Annotated in this window: 13 protein-coding genes, 1 rRNA gene and 1 pseudogene; 5 read left to right on the top strand and 10 right to left on the bottom strand. The window is 71.9% G+C overall.

Annotated elements, in window-relative coordinates; genetic code table 11:
• Positions 1–103 precede the first annotated feature (103 nt).
• The 3 genes from A6A29_RS40980 to A6A29_RS40970 all read left to right on the top strand — a co-directional run bounded on the left by A6A29_RS40980 (position 104) and on the right by A6A29_RS40970 (position 3,524).
• Positions 104–1,105, top strand: a complete 1,002-nt coding sequence (locus tag A6A29_RS40980) for a LysR family transcriptional regulator (protein ID WP_073728943.1) — start codon at positions 104–106, stop codon at positions 1,103–1,105.
• 86 nt (positions 1,106–1,191) lie between these two features.
• Positions 1,192–1,734, top strand: coding sequence for a DapH/DapD/GlmU-related protein (locus A6A29_RS40975; protein ID WP_073728941.1), 543 nt, complete (start codon positions 1,192–1,194; stop codon positions 1,732–1,734).
• 164 nt (positions 1,735–1,898) lie between these two features.
• Positions 1,899–3,524, top strand: coding sequence for a PucR family transcriptional regulator (locus tag A6A29_RS40970; RefSeq protein ID WP_073728939.1), 1,626 nt, complete (start codon positions 1,899–1,901; stop codon positions 3,522–3,524).
• A 42-nt stretch (positions 3,525–3,566) separates the two neighbouring features.
• On the opposite strand, the gene A6A29_RS40965 is transcribed toward A6A29_RS40970, so the two are convergent.
• The 5 genes from A6A29_RS40965 to A6A29_RS40945 form a co-directional block, all read right to left on the bottom strand.
• Positions 3,567–4,664, bottom strand: a complete 1,098-nt coding sequence (locus A6A29_RS40965) for a glycosyltransferase family 4 protein (RefSeq protein WP_073728937.1) — start codon at positions 4,662–4,664, stop codon at positions 3,567–3,569.
• A gap of 419 nt (positions 4,665–5,083) precedes the next feature.
• Positions 5,084–6,829: a DNA repair protein RecN gene (recN, locus tag A6A29_RS40960; RefSeq protein WP_073728934.1), complete on the bottom strand. Its 1,746-nt coding sequence runs from the start codon at positions 6,827–6,829 to the stop codon at positions 5,084–5,086.
• A gap of 97 nt (positions 6,830–6,926) precedes the next feature.
• The gene (locus A6A29_RS40955) at positions 6,927–7,832 is read right to left on the bottom strand and encodes an NAD kinase (protein ID WP_073728932.1); all 906 of its coding nucleotides are present in this window, start codon (positions 7,830–7,832) and stop codon (positions 6,927–6,929) included.
• Positions 7,829–8,644 carry a TlyA family RNA methyltransferase gene (locus A6A29_RS40950; protein ID WP_073728930.1) on the bottom strand — a complete coding sequence of 272 codons (816 nt, stop codon included), beginning with the start codon at positions 8,642–8,644 and terminating at the stop codon, positions 7,829–7,831. Before A6A29_RS40950 ends, A6A29_RS40955 begins: the two co-directional genes overlap by 4 nt.
• 7 nt (positions 8,645–8,651) lie before the next feature.
• Complete coding sequence (locus A6A29_RS40945; RefSeq protein WP_385728832.1) at positions 8,652–9,002, bottom strand: hypothetical protein; 351 nt, start codon at positions 9,000–9,002, stop codon at positions 8,652–8,654.
• Between the two features lie 42 nt (positions 9,003–9,044).
• Between A6A29_RS40945 and A6A29_RS40940 the strand changes: the two genes are divergently transcribed.
• The gene (locus A6A29_RS40940) at positions 9,045–9,392 is read left to right on the top strand and encodes an SCP2 sterol-binding domain-containing protein (protein WP_073728926.1); all 348 of its coding nucleotides are present in this window, start codon (positions 9,045–9,047) and stop codon (positions 9,390–9,392) included.
• A gap of 100 nt (positions 9,393–9,492) precedes the next feature.
• On the opposite strand, the gene A6A29_RS40935 is transcribed toward A6A29_RS40940, so the two are convergent.
• Positions 9,493–10,371 carry an ABC transporter ATP-binding protein gene (locus tag A6A29_RS40935; protein ID WP_073728924.1) on the bottom strand — a complete coding sequence of 293 codons (879 nt, stop codon included), beginning with the start codon at positions 10,369–10,371 and terminating at the stop codon, positions 9,493–9,495.
• A 352-nt stretch (positions 10,372–10,723) separates the two neighbouring features.
• Positions 10,724–11,755: an HAD hydrolase-like protein gene (locus A6A29_RS40930; RefSeq protein ID WP_073728922.1), complete on the bottom strand. Its 1,032-nt coding sequence runs from the start codon at positions 11,753–11,755 to the stop codon at positions 10,724–10,726.
• Positions 11,756–11,827: 72 nt separating this feature from the next.
• Here A6A29_RS40930 and A6A29_RS40925 point away from each other — a divergent pair, with 72 nt between their 5' ends.
• Positions 11,828–13,105 (top strand): DUF1015 family protein, encoded by a 1,278-nt coding sequence (locus tag A6A29_RS40925; RefSeq protein ID WP_073728920.1) that lies wholly within the window; start codon positions 11,828–11,830, stop codon positions 13,103–13,105.
• A gap of 70 nt (positions 13,106–13,175) precedes the next feature.
• Here A6A29_RS40925 and A6A29_RS46095 read toward each other — a convergent pair whose 3' ends face one another.
• The 3 genes and pseudogenes from A6A29_RS46095 to rrf all read right to left on the bottom strand — a co-directional run bounded on the left by A6A29_RS46095 (position 13,176) and on the right by rrf (position 15,816).
• A complete protein-coding gene (locus tag A6A29_RS46095; RefSeq protein WP_198953579.1) occupies positions 13,176–13,952 on the bottom strand; it encodes a tetratricopeptide repeat protein in 777 nt (258 codons plus the stop codon).
• A 93-nt stretch (positions 13,953–14,045) separates the two neighbouring features.
• Positions 14,046–15,587 (bottom strand): annotated as a pseudogene (locus A6A29_RS46090) (hypothetical protein); the annotation flags it as partial.
• Positions 15,588–15,699: 112 nt separating this feature from the next.
• Positions 15,700–15,816 (bottom strand): 5S ribosomal RNA (rrf, locus tag A6A29_RS40915).
• Positions 15,817–15,959: the final 143 nt, after the last annotated feature.

Below are 15,959 nucleotides of genomic sequence, written 5' to 3'. Positions count from 1 at the left end.
CAGGGGATCCGGCGTTCCCGCACATCAACCGCGCAGGAGCGCCATCGGACAACCGACCCCCGGCGAGCCACAACGACCGGTTGTGCACGCCTAAGGTGAACCGGTGAACACCGAGGCATTGCGCTCGTTCGTCCGGGCGGCCGAGATCGGACAGTTGCAGCATGCGGCCGATGAGCTGGGCGTGACGCAGCAGGCGGTCTCCAAGCGGATCGCCGCCCTGGAGCGCGAGCTGGAGGTCCGGCTGTTCACCCGTACCGCCCGAGGGGTCGAGCTGACGCTCGACGGCCAGGCGTTCCTCCCCCACGCGCGGAGCATCGTCGCGGGTATGGAGCGCGCCATCGGCGCGGTCAGGCCGGGCTCCCGGGCCCTTCGGATCGACGTTCTCGGGCTGCGAAGCGCGCAGGCCGTGGTGCTGCACGACTACTGGCGGTCGCATCCCGAGACCGACCTCGATGTGGTGACCCTCCGGGTCGACGACCCACGCGTGGCGGTCGCCGCTGTCGAAGCGGGCGATATCGACGCCTCGTTCCGTACCGTCACCACCCCGGACGCACTGCCGCCCGACGTGCGGATGATCCACGCGTTCGCCTCTCCGCTGGAACTCCTCGTCGGCCCGGGACATCCGCTCGCTTCCGCGCGCAGTCTCACACCACCCCAGCTGCGCAAACACCGGATCTGGGTACCGGGCATCGCGCCCCGAAGCGAATGGTCGGAGTTCTACGATCAGCTCGCCACCGACTTCGACCTGCGCATCGACGCGGCAGGCCCGCACTTCGGGGACGAAGTGCTCCTGGACACCCTCGCGGACTCCGCGGACGTGGCCACCCTCGTCGGGGCACGCGACCGGTACATCTGGCCGGCGAGCCACGACCTGCGCCGCATCCCCGTCGTGAATCCGACGCTCGCCTACCCGCTCTCCCTCATCCTCCCCAGGACGAATCCGCACCCGGGACTCCGCGGGATCATCACCCACCTCGAAAGCCTGCCGGTCCTCCCCGGGCCGGTCTGGCTCCCGTCCTGGGCCACGGCACCACGGCGCGGCGCCGACGACAGCGCAGATGTCCGCAGGTCCCCACCCCGGCAGGGTGACGCGACCGGCTGCTGAGAGCAGCCTCCACCGGCGCCCAGTGGTCCCGTCCAACCACCGGTACGCCAGAGTCCAACCACCGGTACACCAGAAAGGTTCGTGGCATGTCCAACGACCGTCTCCTGCGCATCCACAGCGCAGAGTTCCAGGCCATGGCCGAGAGGGTCCTGCGGGCCACCGAGCTCACCTCCCGTCTGAACGTCCTGCCCTTCGAGGACGAAGCGGGCAAGGCGGAACTGTTCGAGCAGATCCTCGGCAAGCCGCTGCCCGGGAAAGTCACGGTCTATCCGCCCTTCTACACGGACCACGGCCTTCGCCTGGACCTCGCGGAGCGGGTGTTCATCAACCAGAACTGCACGTTCCTGGACTACGCCGGCATCCGGCTCGGCGAGCGCGTGATGGTCGGGCCGAAGGTCACGTTCATCACCGTCGGTCACCCGGTCGACCCGGAGGAGCGACGGGGCTGGCTGAGCGGCGGACCCATCGACGTGGCGGAGAACGTGTGGATCGGCGCCGGTGCCACGATCCTGCCCGGCGTCAGCATCGGCCGCGATGCCGTGGTCGCCGCCGGCGCGGTCGTGGCCGATGACGTTCCGCCGGCAAGCCTGGTGACCGGAGGCAAGGCGACCGTGCACCGACAGTGGTGACGGCCCCTCCGGGCCGCACCGGGCCCCGCACGACGTGTTCCGTCTCCATCACGACATCGGGCCCGCCACCGTCCGCGCGTGACGCGGGGGCCGACCGCCGGGTAGCTTCCTGACCAGGGCTGCTGCCCGTTTCGTAGGTGAGTGGAAGCACGAGGCCGAAGTCTGTGGAGAGCCAAGGCGGAATCACCGTCCGACGCGCGCTGGAACTGCCCGGCCTGCGCGGCGGGCTCCCGGAGGTGGTGGCCGGCGCCGAGCGGCTGAACCGTACGGTGCGCTGGGTGCACGCGGGCGAGGTGCCGAACATCGCCTCCCTGCTCAAGGGCGGCGAGCTGCTCCTCACCACCGGTCTGGGCCTGGGCACCCGCCCCGCCGAGCAGCGCGCGTTCGTCCGCAGACTCGCCGACCGCGGCATCGCCGCCCTCGTGGTCGAGCTGGGCCCGCGCTTCAGCAGGCTGCCCGCGTCCATCGTGGACGCCGCGCGGGCGGCCGGGCTGCCCCTGGTCCAGCTGCACCGCGAGGTGCCGTTCGTCGCGGTCACCGAAGAGGTCCACACCGAGATCGTCAACGGGCACTACGCGCTGCTCCAGCAGGCCGAGGAGGTGCACCGGCGCTGCACGCACGCCCTGCTCGGCGGGGGTGGCGTACCGCAGGTCCTCGGCATCCTGGCGGACTTCACCGCCAACCCGGTCTTCCTCGAAACACCCGACGGCCAGCTCCTGTACGCGGCCGGCACCGGCACCGGCCCGGTGGGCGCCGACCCGCTCCAGGTCTGGGACGGCATGCGCGGCGGCCGGGCGGCCCGCGAGACACCGCCGACCGGCGCGGTGCTGGTGGATGTTCCGGGCGGTGGCCCGGGTACCGGTTCGGTACGGGCCAGGCTGGTGCTGCTCGCCGTGTCCGGTCCGCTGGTGACCGTGCACCGTATGGCGGCGGAGCGGGCGGCGGGCATCCTCGCGGTCGTCCTGATGCAGGCGCGGCAGGAGGAGGAGCTGGCGGCCCGCGGCCGGGGCGACTTCCTCACCGACCTCGCGGAGGGCCGGATCGCCCCGGAGGACGCGCCCGCGCAGGCCAGGGTGCTCGGTTTCAAGCCCGGCGACACCCCGCTGCTCCCGGTCGTGATGCGGCTGGCCCCCGAGCTGTCCCTCTCGGGCAACTGGGCGCTGCTGGCCCGCGCCGTGCTGGAGGAGCTGTCCTCCGTCGGCGTGCCGGTTCTGCTGGGGGTGCGACCCGTGGAGGGCCGGGTGCCGCTGCTGCTGGGCCTGCGCTCGGAGAGCGAACGCACCGCGGTCGCGGACCGGGTGGCGGCGGCGCTGCGGGCGGGCGTGGAGCGGGCCGGGCTGGAGCGGGCGGGGGCCCATCCGCCGGTCGTGGTGGTCGGCGTCGCGGGCGGCTGGGCGGCGGCCGGGGCGGGGCTGCGGCACGCGGCGGAGACGGCCGCGGCGGCGCAGGGGCTGAGCGACCGGCCGTGGTACGACGCCCGGCGGCTGGACATCGACCTGCTGCTGTGGCGGCTGCGGGACCATCCGGACCTGGCGGCCTTCGTGGACCGGGCGATCGGCCCGCTGCGCGATCACGACCGCACCTCGCGCCCCGCGCTGCTGCCCACCCTGGAGGAGTACCTCGCCCATGCGGGCCGCAAGGCGGAGACGGCGCGCGAGCTGCATCTGAACCGGCAGACGCTCTACAACCGGCTGGCCCGCATCGGTGAACTGCTCGGCACCGACCTGGACGACCCGCAGACGGTACTGGCCCTCAGCCTGGCGCTGCGGGCCCGCCGCCACGCCGGATGACGTCGCCGCCGCACGGGGCCGGAGTTTCGGCGCCCCGTGCGCTCAACGCACTCGGGGCGCCGCCAGAGGCTGCGCCAACTCGTCGTACACGCTGAGCACTTGGGCGATCGTGTCGTCCTCGGTGGGCCAGTCGGCCGCCCGGATCCGCCCCGCCTCGGCGAGCCGCTCGCGTCGCCGCGGATCGCCGAGCAGCCGCACGACGGTACGGGCCAGCGCCTCGGCGTTCCCGTACGGGACCAGTTCCGCGGCGTCACCCACGAGTTCGGGCACCCCGCCGACCGCGGTGGCGACCAGCGGCACCCCCAGCCGCAGCGACTCCTGCGTCAGCAGTGACCGGGCCTCCCAGCGGCTGGGCACGACCGCCACGTCGGCGGCGGCCAGCAGTTCACCGATATCGCTGCGGCACCCGAGGAGAGAGACCGGCAACTCCTCTTCGCTGACGCGCCGTTGCAGCGCCGCCCGGTCCCGCCCCTCGCCCGCGATGATCAGCAGGGGCGCCGGGTCGAGTTCACGCCATACCCGAGCGGCGTCCAGCAGGCTGTCGAATCCGTGATGCGGTACGAGACTACCGGCTGCCATCAGCAACGGGCGCCCCACCGCTCCCAGTTCGGCCCGCACCTTGGCGCCGTGGACGGTGTCGGAGAACCGGGCGACCGGAACGGCGACCGGTGCGAGGCGGGCATCGCGCGCCCCTCGGCCGCGCGCCCGGTCCACCAGGTCCGACGACGGGGCGAGTACAACGTCCACCGCCCGCGCGGCCCTTCGCTCCAGCAGTTGCAGCATCCGCCGACGGGCACCTTCGGCATGGACGCGGGTGTGCCAGGTCATGACCAGCGGAACCGTACGGCCGCTGAGGGCGAGAGCGGTACGCACGGCCGCGTGCAGCCCATGGGCGTGCACGACGTCCGCGCCCGCGCAGGCGGCGCGCAGCGCGGCGACGGCGGCCGGGTCGCTGCGCCGGGGCACGGGGGCGAAGTGGGCCCCCGTCGCCGGGAAGTCGTAGACGCGGTCCACTGCGGCCGGGGCACAGACGGTGACCTGCACTCCCCTGGCGATCAGTCCCGCGGCCAGCGAACCGACGTGCGCGCTGCTGCCCGCACTGCCGCCGCCCAGGACTTGGACCGTACGCAGATGTGACACGTTGAATGGCTCCCGGGGCTCCCGAGTCGGCGGTGGGTACTCGCCAAGGATGCCAGTCCGTACGCACGTTCCGGGACCGCAGGAACGTTGCTGCGGCACCCTCGTCGACAACCGGACGCACCGCACCACTCGTACGAGTGAAGTGCCTGGCGTGAAGTTGCCGCCCCTGGTACGGACCATCCCCCTGAGCGCACGCCCGGAGCGCGAAGAGAGCGCGCCCGGCGCCCATGGGTGCAGGGGACGAGCCGACAAGCGCCTCCGGACCGTCCCAGGGGTGTGGGGCGGGTCGAGCCGTCGGGGGGCCGGGGCGAGGCCGGTCCGGGGCGGGTACGAGGGCCGGGTCGAGGCCGGTCCGGGGCCGGTACGAGGGCCCGGTCGAGGCCGGTCCGGGGCCGCCCCGTACCGCCGCCCCCCGTCCGTCAGCCGTCCGCCCGTGCCGTGGCCAGCAGTTCCTCGGCGTGCGCCCGTGCCGTCTCGGAGTCCTCCTGGCCGGCCAGCATCCGGGACAGCTCCCGCACCCGGTCCTCGCCCTCCAGGACCGTGACACCGCTCCTGGTCACCGAGCCGTCCACCGTCTTCTCGACCAGCAGCTGCCGGTCCGCGAAGGCCGCCACCTGCGGCAGGTGCGTCACCACCACCACCTGGGCCGACTTGGCGAGCTTCGCCAGACGGCGGCCGACCTCGACCGCCGCCTTGCCGCCGACGCCCGCGTCGACCTCGTCGAAGAGGTACGTCGGTACGGGGGCGGAGCCCGCGAAGACCACCTCGACGGCGAGCATCACCCGGGACAGCTCACCGCCCGAGGCACCCTTGGCGATCGGCCGGGGCGGGGCCCCGGGGTGCGGGGCCAGCAGCAGCTCGACCTCGTCGGCACCGGACGGGCCGTAGAGGACGCTCCGCCCTCCGATGTCGATGCCGGAGGCCTCGTCCGGCGCCTCGGTCTGCCGGACGGCGAACGAGACCCGGGCGTGCGGCATCGCGAGGGAGGCCAGCTCGGCGGTCACCGCCTCGGCGAAGCGCGCCGCCGCCTCCGTACGGGCGTCGGTCAACGCCTGGCCGAGTCCGGACAGTTCGGCGCGCAACGCGTCCCGCTCCGCCGTCAGCTCGCCGATCCGGTCGTCGTCGCCCTCCAGCTCGGTGAGCCGGCCCGCGCCCTCCTCGGCCCAGGCCAGCACGGCGCCGATGTCCGCGCCGTACTTACGGGTCAGCGCCGTGAGGGCGGCCCGCCGCTCCTCGACCGCGGCCAGCCGCAGCGGATCGGCGTCCAGCTGATCCGCGTACCCGGACAGCTCCCCGCCCACGTCGGCGAGCAAAATGGAGATCTCGCCGATCCGGTCCGCCAGCGCGGCCAGGACCGGGTCGTGGGCCCGCACCGCGTCCAGGGACCGGCCGGCGGCCGCGACCACGGTCGTGGCGTCGATGCCCTCCGGGTCCTCGGGATCGCCCACGAGCGCGGTGTGCGCGAGCGCCGCGGCGGAGGCTAGGGCCTCGGCGTGACCGAGCCGGTCGGCCTCGGCCGCCAGTTCGGTGTCCTCCCCGGCCAGCGGCTCGACCCCGGCGACCTCGTCGAGGCCGAAACGCAGCAGATCCGCTTCCTGGGCCCGTTCCCGGGCACGGGTGGTCAGCTCGTCGAGCTCCGTGACGACGGCCCGCAGCCGCCGGTAGGCCGCCGCGTACTTGGCGTGCGGGACATCGACGCCGCCGCCCGCGTACCGGTCCAGGGCCTGCCGCTGCCGTGCGGGCTTGAGCAGTCCCTGCTGGTCGGTCTGACCGTGCACGGCGACAAGTTCGTCGGCCAGCTCTGCCAGCACCCCCACAGGCACGGATCTGCCTCCGAGGTGCGCCCGGGAGCGCCCCTCCGCCGAAACGGTACGGCTGATCAGCAACGCGCCGTCGTCGAGTTCCGCACCGGCCTCCTCGGCGCGCAGCGCGGCCGCGTCGCCCTCGGAGACGGTGATTCGCCCCTCGACGACCGCCGCCTTGGCACCGATCCGCACCAGGGCAGGGTCGGCGCGCCCGCCGAGCAGCAGCCCGAGACTGGTGACGACCATGGTCTTGCCCGCTCCGGTCTCGCCCGTCACCGCGGTGAAGCCGGGTGACAGCTCCACCACCGCGTCGTCGATGACTCCGAGCGACCGTATCCGCATCTCCTCCAACACGGACATGACCTTACGAGGTCCGCGAGCCGGTGTGTGACGGCCCCCGGTCGTCAATTCACTCTCCCGGGCACCGGAGGACCCCCCGCGACGGACCGCCGGAGCATCAGTTGGGCGCGCCCCGCCAGCCCGAGACCGGCAGCGCGAACTTCGCCACCAGCCGGTCCGTGAACGAGGCCTGGTGCAGCCTGGCCAGCCGTACGGGCACCGCGCCACGCCGCACCTCGACCCGTGCGCCCGCCGGAAGCTCGACGGTCCTGCGGCCGTCGCACCAGAGCACCCCGTGCGGGGTGTGCGGCTGGACCTCGACGGCGAGGACCGAGTTCGGCGAGGTCACCAGAGGCTTGGCGAAGAGCGCGTGAGCGCTGATCGGCACCATCAGGAGCGCCTCGACCTCGGGCCAGACGACGGGCCCGCCCGCCGAGAAGGCGTACGCCGTCGAACCGGTCGGGGTCGCACAGACGATCCCGTCGCAGCCGAACCCGGTCACCGGCCGGCCGTCGATCTCCAGCACGACCTCCAGCATCCGTTCGGGCGACACCTTCTGCACGGCCGCCTCGTTGAGCGCCCAGTCGGTGTGCACGATGGCACCGTTGCTGTGCACGAGCACATCGAGCGTCATCCGTTCCTCGACCTGGTACGCGCGGGTGACGACCCGGTCGACCACCTTGTCCAGGTCGTCCCGCTCGGCCTCGGCGAGGAAGCCGACCCGGCCGAGGTTGACCCCCAGCATCGGGACGCCGGAGGCCCGGGAGAACTCCGCGCCGCGCAGCAGCGTGCCGTCCCCGCCGAGGACGATCAGCAGCTCGCAGCCGTCCACGGCCGCCGGTGTGGTGTCCGTGACCGTCTCCACGGACGGCGGCAGCGGCAGATCGGCCGCCTCGGTCGCCAGGACCCGCACACCGAGGCCGCTGCGCAGCAGCCCCTGCACGACGAGTTCCGCGCTCCGGATCGCGGCCGGCCGGCCGGTGTGCGCCAAAAGAAAGACTGTTCGTGCCGCATTCGTCGTCAACGAGGCCCCTCCGCCACTGCACGGTCGACATCCGCGGGATCCAGCTCAGGTGCACCGGCCCGCAGCCACAGAAAGTACTCGACATTCCCCGACGGTCCGGGCAAGGGGCTGGCCGTCACGCCCCGGACTCCCAGGCCCAGCCCCCAGGCCCGGCGCGCGACTTCCCGTACCGCTTCGGCCCTCAGCTCCGGGCTGCGCACCACCCCGCCGCTGCCGAGCCGCTCCTTGCCCACCTCGAACTGCGGCTTGACCATGAGGACCAGGTCCGCGTCGGGCGCCGCGCAGCACGCGAGGGCGGGCAGCACGAGCCCCAGCGGGATGAACGACAGGTCGCCGACCACCAGGTCCACCGCCTGTCCGTCGATCGCCTCCAGCGTCAACTCCCGTACGTTGGTGCGGTCCTTGACGATGACGCGTTCATCGGACTGGAGCGACCAGGCCAACTGCCCGTAGCCGACGTCGACGGCGACGACATGGGCGGCACCGGCCCGCAGCAGTACGTCGGTGAAGCCGCCGGTCGACGCCCCGGCGTCCAGCGCCCGCCGCCCCTCGACGCTCAGCCCGAGGGGGACGAAGGCGGCGAGGGCGCCAGCGAGCTTGTGCCCGCCGCGCGAGACGTACTCGGGGTCGCTGTCGTCCTTGGTGACGACGACCGCGGCACTGGTCTCGACCTGGGTGGCGGGTTTGGTCGCGGTGTTCCCGCCGACGGTCACCCGCCCCGCGGCGATCAGCTGGCTCGCGTGCTCACGAGAGCGGGCGAGCTTGCGGCGTACCAGCTCGGCGTCGAGGCGGCGACGTGCCACTCCTGCCACGTTCGGTTCAGCTCCTGTTGTTGTACGAGGGCATGGGCGCGGGCCCGGGTGCGGGTGCCGGACGGGTGTCCAGCGAGGTCAGCGCATCACGCAGCCCACGGTGTACATCCTCGTACACGTCGGTGTGTCCGTCCGCCGGGAGGTGGTCCGCGTCGGCCAGACGCTCCAGCTGGGCATCGATATCGGCGCTCCCGGTAGGGGTGCGTCCGACGCCGAGGGGCGCGGGATCCGCGGGCTCGAAGGAGGGCGCGGCGGCGGCCACGTCGGCCTGGGCCGTTTCCCCGGGCATACTCGCCTGGGCCGTTTCCCCGGGCGTACTCGCGGGCGCCGTCTCCGGCCCCGGCATCCAGTCGCTCATGCCGAAACGCTACCGCGACGGGCCGGTGTACCGTCGATCGCGATGGCGACCATGGCGGAGTGCCGCAGCGCACTCGACAGACTTTCCGACAACATCGCAGGAGCCGACGGCGACGTGCGCGGCGCTGCTGCCCTGGACCGCTCGCTGAGCTGCCACATCAAGGACCTCGACGTGACGTTCACCGGCCGGCTGGCCGATGGCCGGATCCGGGTGCTCGACACGGTCGAGGGCCCGCCCGGGGAGAAGGCCGAGATCAGGCTCGCGATGACCGGCGACGACCTGGTGGCGATGGTGGACGGACACCTGAACTTCGCCAAGGCATGGGGCTCGGGCCGCGTCCGCCTGGAAGCGGGCTTCCGCGACCTGCTGAAGCTCAGATCACTGCTGTGACGAAACGGTCCGGGGCACACGGGCCCGGGGCCGCGGAATCAAGCCCGTACGGTGTCTGACACCGGACACAGGGCCATGAGCGGCGGCTGCGCCGAGTCCCTCAGACCGCCCCCGCCGCAGCCTTCGCACCGGTATCGGCCGTGGCACCCTCCCCGGCCGCACCGGCTGCCGCACCGGCTCCGGCTGCCGCGCGCCGTGCCCTGCGTGAGGCCGGCACCACCAACGGCGTGCCCGTCTCCGGATCGTCGATCACCTGGCACCGCATCCCGAACACCCGCTCGACCAGTTCGGCCGTGACGATGTCCGACGGCGCCCCCTCGGCGATGATCTCGCCGTCCCGCATCGCGATGAGATGCGTGGCGTACCGCGCGGCGTGGTTCAGATCGTGCAGCACGGCCACCAGCGTGCGCCCCCGGTCCTCGTGCAGCTCCGCACAGAGGTCGAGCACATCGATCTGGTGCTGGATGTCGAGGTACGTCGTCGGCTCGTCGAGCAGCAGCAGCGGGGTCTGCTGCGCGAGCGCCATCGCGATCCAGACCCGCTGACGCTGACCACCGGACAATTCATCGACATAGCGATCGGAGAGCTCGCCCACACCGGTCGACGCCATCGACTCGACGACGACGCGTTCGTCCTCCGGCGTCCACTGCCGCAGCAGCCCCTGATGCGGGTAGCGGCCACGGGCGACGAGGTCCGCGACGGTGATGCCGTCCGGGGCTATGGACGTCTGGGGAAGCAGCCCCAGCGTCCTGGCGACCTTCTTCGCGGGCATCCGGTGGATGGCCTGTCCGTCCAGGAGCACCTGCCCCGCTCTCGGCTTCAGCATCCGGGCGAGCGCGCGCAACAGGGTCGACTTGCCACAGGCGTTGGGCCCGACGATCACCGTGAAGGAGTTGTCGGGAATCGCTACCGAGAGGTTCTCGGTGATGATCCGCTGGTCGTAACCAAGGGTCACCGAGTCCGCGGTGAGGCGCTGCATGGTCCTGCTCCCCGAGTTGATGGGTGGGTCTGCGCGGTACGTGGCGAGCGCGAGCCCGCACAGAGGGGCGGACCGGAACCCGGGAGAGCGCAGCCCACCGACCACGGCCACCGCGAAGTTAGGTTAGCCTACCCTCCACCTGAAGCCGCCGGTCCGGTGACGGAGGTCCTCCGAGCCGCTCGGGCCCCGTACGCGGTCCGCCCCCGCTACAGGGTCCGCCCCGCACGAGGCCACCTCCGTACGAAGCCCGCCCCTCCTCACGAGGCCACCTCCGTACGAGGTCCGCTGTCCTCGGCTCCCATCGCCGCCACGCCACCACGGGCCGCGTCAGCGTTTCTGCCGCCCTACAGCCCTACAGCCCGAGCCTGGCGATCACCTTCGCCGCATCCAGCCCGCACGAACCCTCTCCGGCCTGTGTCCACGCGGCCCCGCACAGAGCCCGCAGCCCGTCGAGTGCGTCCCCGTCGCCCTCCAGCACCAGGGCCTCCCCGCGCACGAGGGCCGTCCAGTCACCGCACCTGAACGCGTCACCGGCCACGGTCACCTCGGGCTGCCCGGTCAGCAGCCCCCGCAGATCCCGGTCCACATAGGTCGGCCGGTGCCGGGGCTCGGCGGCCAGCAGCTGCGCCGCGTCGGTCACCCCGGTCAGGACCAGCAGCGAGTCCACGCCCCCGTTGAACGCCCCCTCGATGTCCGTGTCCAACCGGTCGCCGACCACCAGCGGCCGCTCGGCCCCGGTCCGCAGCACCGTCTCCCGGTGCATCGGCGGCAACGGTTTGCCGGCGACCTGGGGCTCGGCACCGGTGGCGATCCGAACCACCTCCACCGCCGCACCATTGCCCGGCGCGATACCGCGGGCACTCGGAATCGTCAGATCGGTATTGGACGCGAACCACGGCACCCCCCGAGCGATCGCATAGCTCGCCTCGGCGAAACGTCCCCAGGCCATGTCCGGCCCGCCGTACCCCTGGGCCACCGCCGCCGGCCCGTCGTCCGCCGACTCCACCGGCACCAGACCGCGTTCCCGCAACGCGACCCGCAGCCCTTCGCCGCCGATCACCAACACCCGTGCCCCGGACGGCAACTGATCGGACATCAGCCGGGCCACCGCCTGCGCCGAGGTGATCACATCAGCGGGCTCGGCAGGAACCCCCAGCTCGGTCAGGTGCTCCGCCACGGCGTCCGGTGTCCGCAGCGCGTTGTTGGTCACGTACGCGAGATGCATACCGCCGTCCCGCGCGGTGCCCAGTGACTCGACGGCGTGAACGATCGCCACCCCGCCCGCGTACACCACCCCGTCCAGGTCGAGCAGGGCCGTGTCGTACGCCTCGCTCAGCGCCGTGCTGCTCCCGCGCGGCCGGGACGCGTACTGCTGATCACTCATATGTCCTCGCTCCTCGTTCCATGCCTCTCCCCCGATCATCGCGCATCCCCGGAGCACACATACGATGCAGAAATGAACACATCAGGTCCCGTCGAGCAGGGGCTGCGGCTGATCCCGTTCCGCGGACTGCGTTACGTCCCCGAGCAGGTCGGCAGCCTCGCCGCGGTGACCTCGCCCCCGTACGACGTCGTCGTCAGGCCGGACGGACTTCACCACCTGGAATCCGCGGACCCGCACAACATCGTCCGGCTGATCCTGCCGCAGGCGGACACCGCCGAGGCCCGCCACCGGCAGGCGGCCGAGACCCTCGGCCGCTGGCTGACCGAGGGCGTACTCGCCCCGGACCCCGCACCGGCGCTCTACGTCTACGAGCAGCGCAACAGCGAGATCCTGCAACGCGGAGTGATCGGCGCCCTGGCACTCTCCCCCGCGGCCGACGGCATCGTCCTCCCGCACGAAGACGTCATGGACCACGTCGTCGAGGACCGCGCCGACCTGATGCGGACGATGCAGGCCCATCTGGAACCGCTGCTGCTCACCTACCGCGGCGACGGCACCCGGACCGGAACGACCGCTGTCATCGAGCGCATGACGGACCGTCCGCCCTTGCTGGCCACCACGACGGAGGACGGCTTCAACCATCGCCTCTGGGCCGTCACCGACCCCGCCGAGCGGGCCGAGATCGAGGTGGACCTCTCCGGGCAGCAGGCCCTGATCGCCGACGGCCACCACCGCTGGGCCACCTACCTCCGGCTCCAGCGGGAACAGGCCGCGCCCGGCCCGTGGGACTTCGGCCTGGTCCTCCTCGTCGACACGGCCCGCTACCCGCTCCAGGTCCGCGCCATCCACCGGCTGCTGCGCGGGCTCCCGGTCTCCGAAGCGATCGCCGCCCTCACCGGCCTCTTCCGCGTCAGCGAGGTCGACGGGCCGCTCCCTCACGCCCTCGACGCCCTGGCCGGGGCGGCGGCCGAAGGCAACGCGTTCCTCCTCGCGGGCGACGGCGGCTTCCACCTGATCGACCGCCCGGACCCGGCCCTCCTCGCCCGTACGGTCCCGACGGACCGCCCACCGGCCTGGCGCACCCTGGACGCGACGGTCCTGCACTCCACACTGCTGGACCACGTCTGGCGCATCCCCGACGCCCCCGAGCACATCTCGTACATCCACGACACCGCGGCAGCCGTCGAACAGGCCGAGCGGCTCGGCGCCACGGCGGTACTGATGTATCCGGTACGCGAGGAGGTCGTCCGGGACCTGGCCAGGCAGGGCGTCACCATGCCCCGCAAATCGACATCCTTCGGCCCCAAGCCGGCCACGGGCCTGGTTCTGCGCAGCCTCGGCGTGAACTGAGGAACCCCGGAAATCCCGGAAACGGAAAAGGGCGGCACTCCGGAAGGAGTGCCGCCCTTTTCGTCACTGCTTACGCCTTGGCGGGACCGTCCGCCTCGTCGTCATCGTCATCGTCGTCGTCATCGTCATCGTCGTCGTCGTCGTCGTCATCATCGTCCGAGGTCTCGACAACCTCGACGTCGTCCTCGACGTTTGCGACCCGGTCCGCATCCGTGGGGGCGTCGTCCTCTCCGAGGGCGTCCACGAACTCCACGCCGTCGAGCGCGGCGAGCCGGTCCGACGCGTCGGTCGAACCGTCCTTGTCGGCCTCCAGCGCCTTCGCGAACCACTCGCGCGCTTCGTCCTCGCGACCCGCTTCCAGCAGGGCGTCCGCGTACGCATAGCGCAGACGCGGCGTCCAGGACTGAACGGAGCTGGAGGCGAGTTCGGGGCTCTGCAGCGTGACGATGGCGGCTTCGATCTGCCCCATGTCCCGGCGCGCACCTGCCGCGACCAGACGCATCTCGACCTGCCCGGCCTTGTCCAGCTTCTGCACCTCGGGCTCACCGGCCATGGCCATGGCCCGCTCCGGCCGCCCCAGTCCACGCTCGCAGTCGGCCATGACGGGCCACAGGTCCACGGACCCGGTCATCCGCCGCGACGCCCGGAACTCCGCCAGCGCCTCGGCGTACTTCTGCGTCGCGTAGGCCGCGAAGCCGGCCGCCTCACGCACAGCCGCGACCCGCGAGGCCAGCCGCAGCGCGATACGCGCGTACGCGTACGCCTGCTCGGGGTCCTCATCGATCAGCCGGGCCACCATGACGAGGTTGCGCGCGACATCCTCGGCAAGGGTCTTCGGCAGGCTCATCAGCTCCTGCCGCACATCCTTGTCGATCTCGTCGCCGGTGACGTCATCGGGAATCGGAAGCCGCTTGATCGGATCGCGATCCCGGTCACGGTCCCGGTCGTCACGACGCTCGAAGCCACCGCGGTCGTCGCGCTGCTGCCCACCGCGGTACCCACCACGGTCGTCATCACGACGCGGCCCACGATCACGGTCCCGGTCGTCACGACGGAAACCGCCGCCCGAGGCACCGCCGGAGCCACCGCCACGGTTGTCGTCACGACGGAAGCCACCACCGGAGCCACCGCCACGGTTGTCGTCACGGCGGAAACCACCGCCGGAGGGGCGGTCGTCATCGCGACGCGGCCCACGCGGCCGATCATCACGACGCTCAAAACCACCACTGGGACGCCCACCACGGTCGTCGCGCTGCTGCCCACCGCTGGGACGCCCACCACGGTCGTCATCACGACGCGGCCCACGGCTGTCGTCACGACGGAAACCACCGCCCGAGGCACCGCCACCACGGTTGTCGTCACGACGGAAGCCACCACCGGAGCCACCGCCACGGTTGTCGTCGCGACGGAAGCCACCGCCGGAGGGGCGGTCGTCATCGCGACGCGGCCCACGCGGCCGATCATCACGACGCTCAAAACCACCACTGGGACGCCCACCACGGTCGTCATCACGACGCGGCCCACGGCTGTCGTCACGACGGAAACCACCGCCCGTCGCACCGCCACGGTTGTCATCGCGACGGAAGCCACCACCGGAGCCACCGCCACGGTTGTCGTCGCGACGGAAGCCACCGCCGGAGGGGCGGTCGTCATCGCGACGCGGCCCACGCGGCCGATCATCACGACGCTCAAAACCACCACTGGGACGCCCACCACGGTCGTCGCGCTGCTGCCCACCGCTGGGACGCCCACCACGGTCGTCATCGCGACGCGGCCCACGGCTGTCGTCACGACGGAAACCACCGCCCGACGCACCGCCACGGTTGTCATCGCGACGGAAACCACCACCGGAGCCACCGCCGCCCGAAGGCCGGCTGTCGTCACGACGGAAGCCGCCACCGGAGGGGCGGTCGTCATCGCGACGCGGCCCACGCGGCCGATCATCACGACGCTCAAAACCACCACTGGGACGCCCACCACGGTCGTCGCGCTGCTGCCCACCGCTGGGACGCCCACCACGGTCGTCATCACGACGCGGCCCACGGCTGTCGTCACGACGGAAACCACCGCCCGACGCACCGCCACGGTTGTCGTCACGACGGAAACCACCACCGGAGCCACCGCCACGGTTGTCATCACGGCGGAAACCACCACCGGAGCCACCGCCACGGTTGTCATCACGGCGGAAACCACCACCGGAGCCACCGCCACCGCGATTGTCGTCACGACGGAAACCACCGCCCGAGGCACCGCCACGGTTGTCATCGCGACGGAAGCCGCCACCGGTGCCGCCGCCGCCCGAAGGCCGGCTGTCGTCACGGCGGAAACCGCCACGGTCGTTGTCACGTCGAGGCGCACCGGAACCGGACCGGTCGTCACGACCACCGCGGAAGCCGCCCCTGTCGCCGCCGTCCCGGCGACGCGGCTCGCGCTCCGGACGATCGTCGGGAGAGTTGGTGGACATGGGTGTGACTCCTGTCATCGGGTACCACAGACATTCTCGCGCAGCCGACGATCCGACGCGCTTCGAAGAAAAGCAAAAAAGGACCCTTGGTCCCAGCGTGAACGCTGGGACCAAGGGTCCTTGAAAAATTGTTCGGCGGCGTCCTACTCTCCCACAGGGTCCCCCCTGCAGTACCATCGGCGCTGAAAGGCTTAGCTTCCGGGTTCGGAATGTAACCGGGCGTTTCCCTAACGCAATGACCACCGAAACACTATCGGGTTCTAGCGAACAAGCACACTTTTCAATTAAGTAGTGAAGCTGTTCAACCGGTGCGACTGTTCGCAACCCGGGAACAACACAGTGGACGCGAGCAACTGAGGACAAGCCCTCGGCCTATTAGTACCAGTCAGC

The sequence above is a fragment of the Streptomyces sp. TSRI0281 genome, assembly GCF_001905125.1.
Lineage (GTDB): Bacteria > Actinomycetota > Actinomycetes > Streptomycetales > Streptomycetaceae > Streptomyces.
Note: the sequence above shows the minus strand (reverse complement) of the source record. Positions and strands in the feature narration are given on the sequence as shown.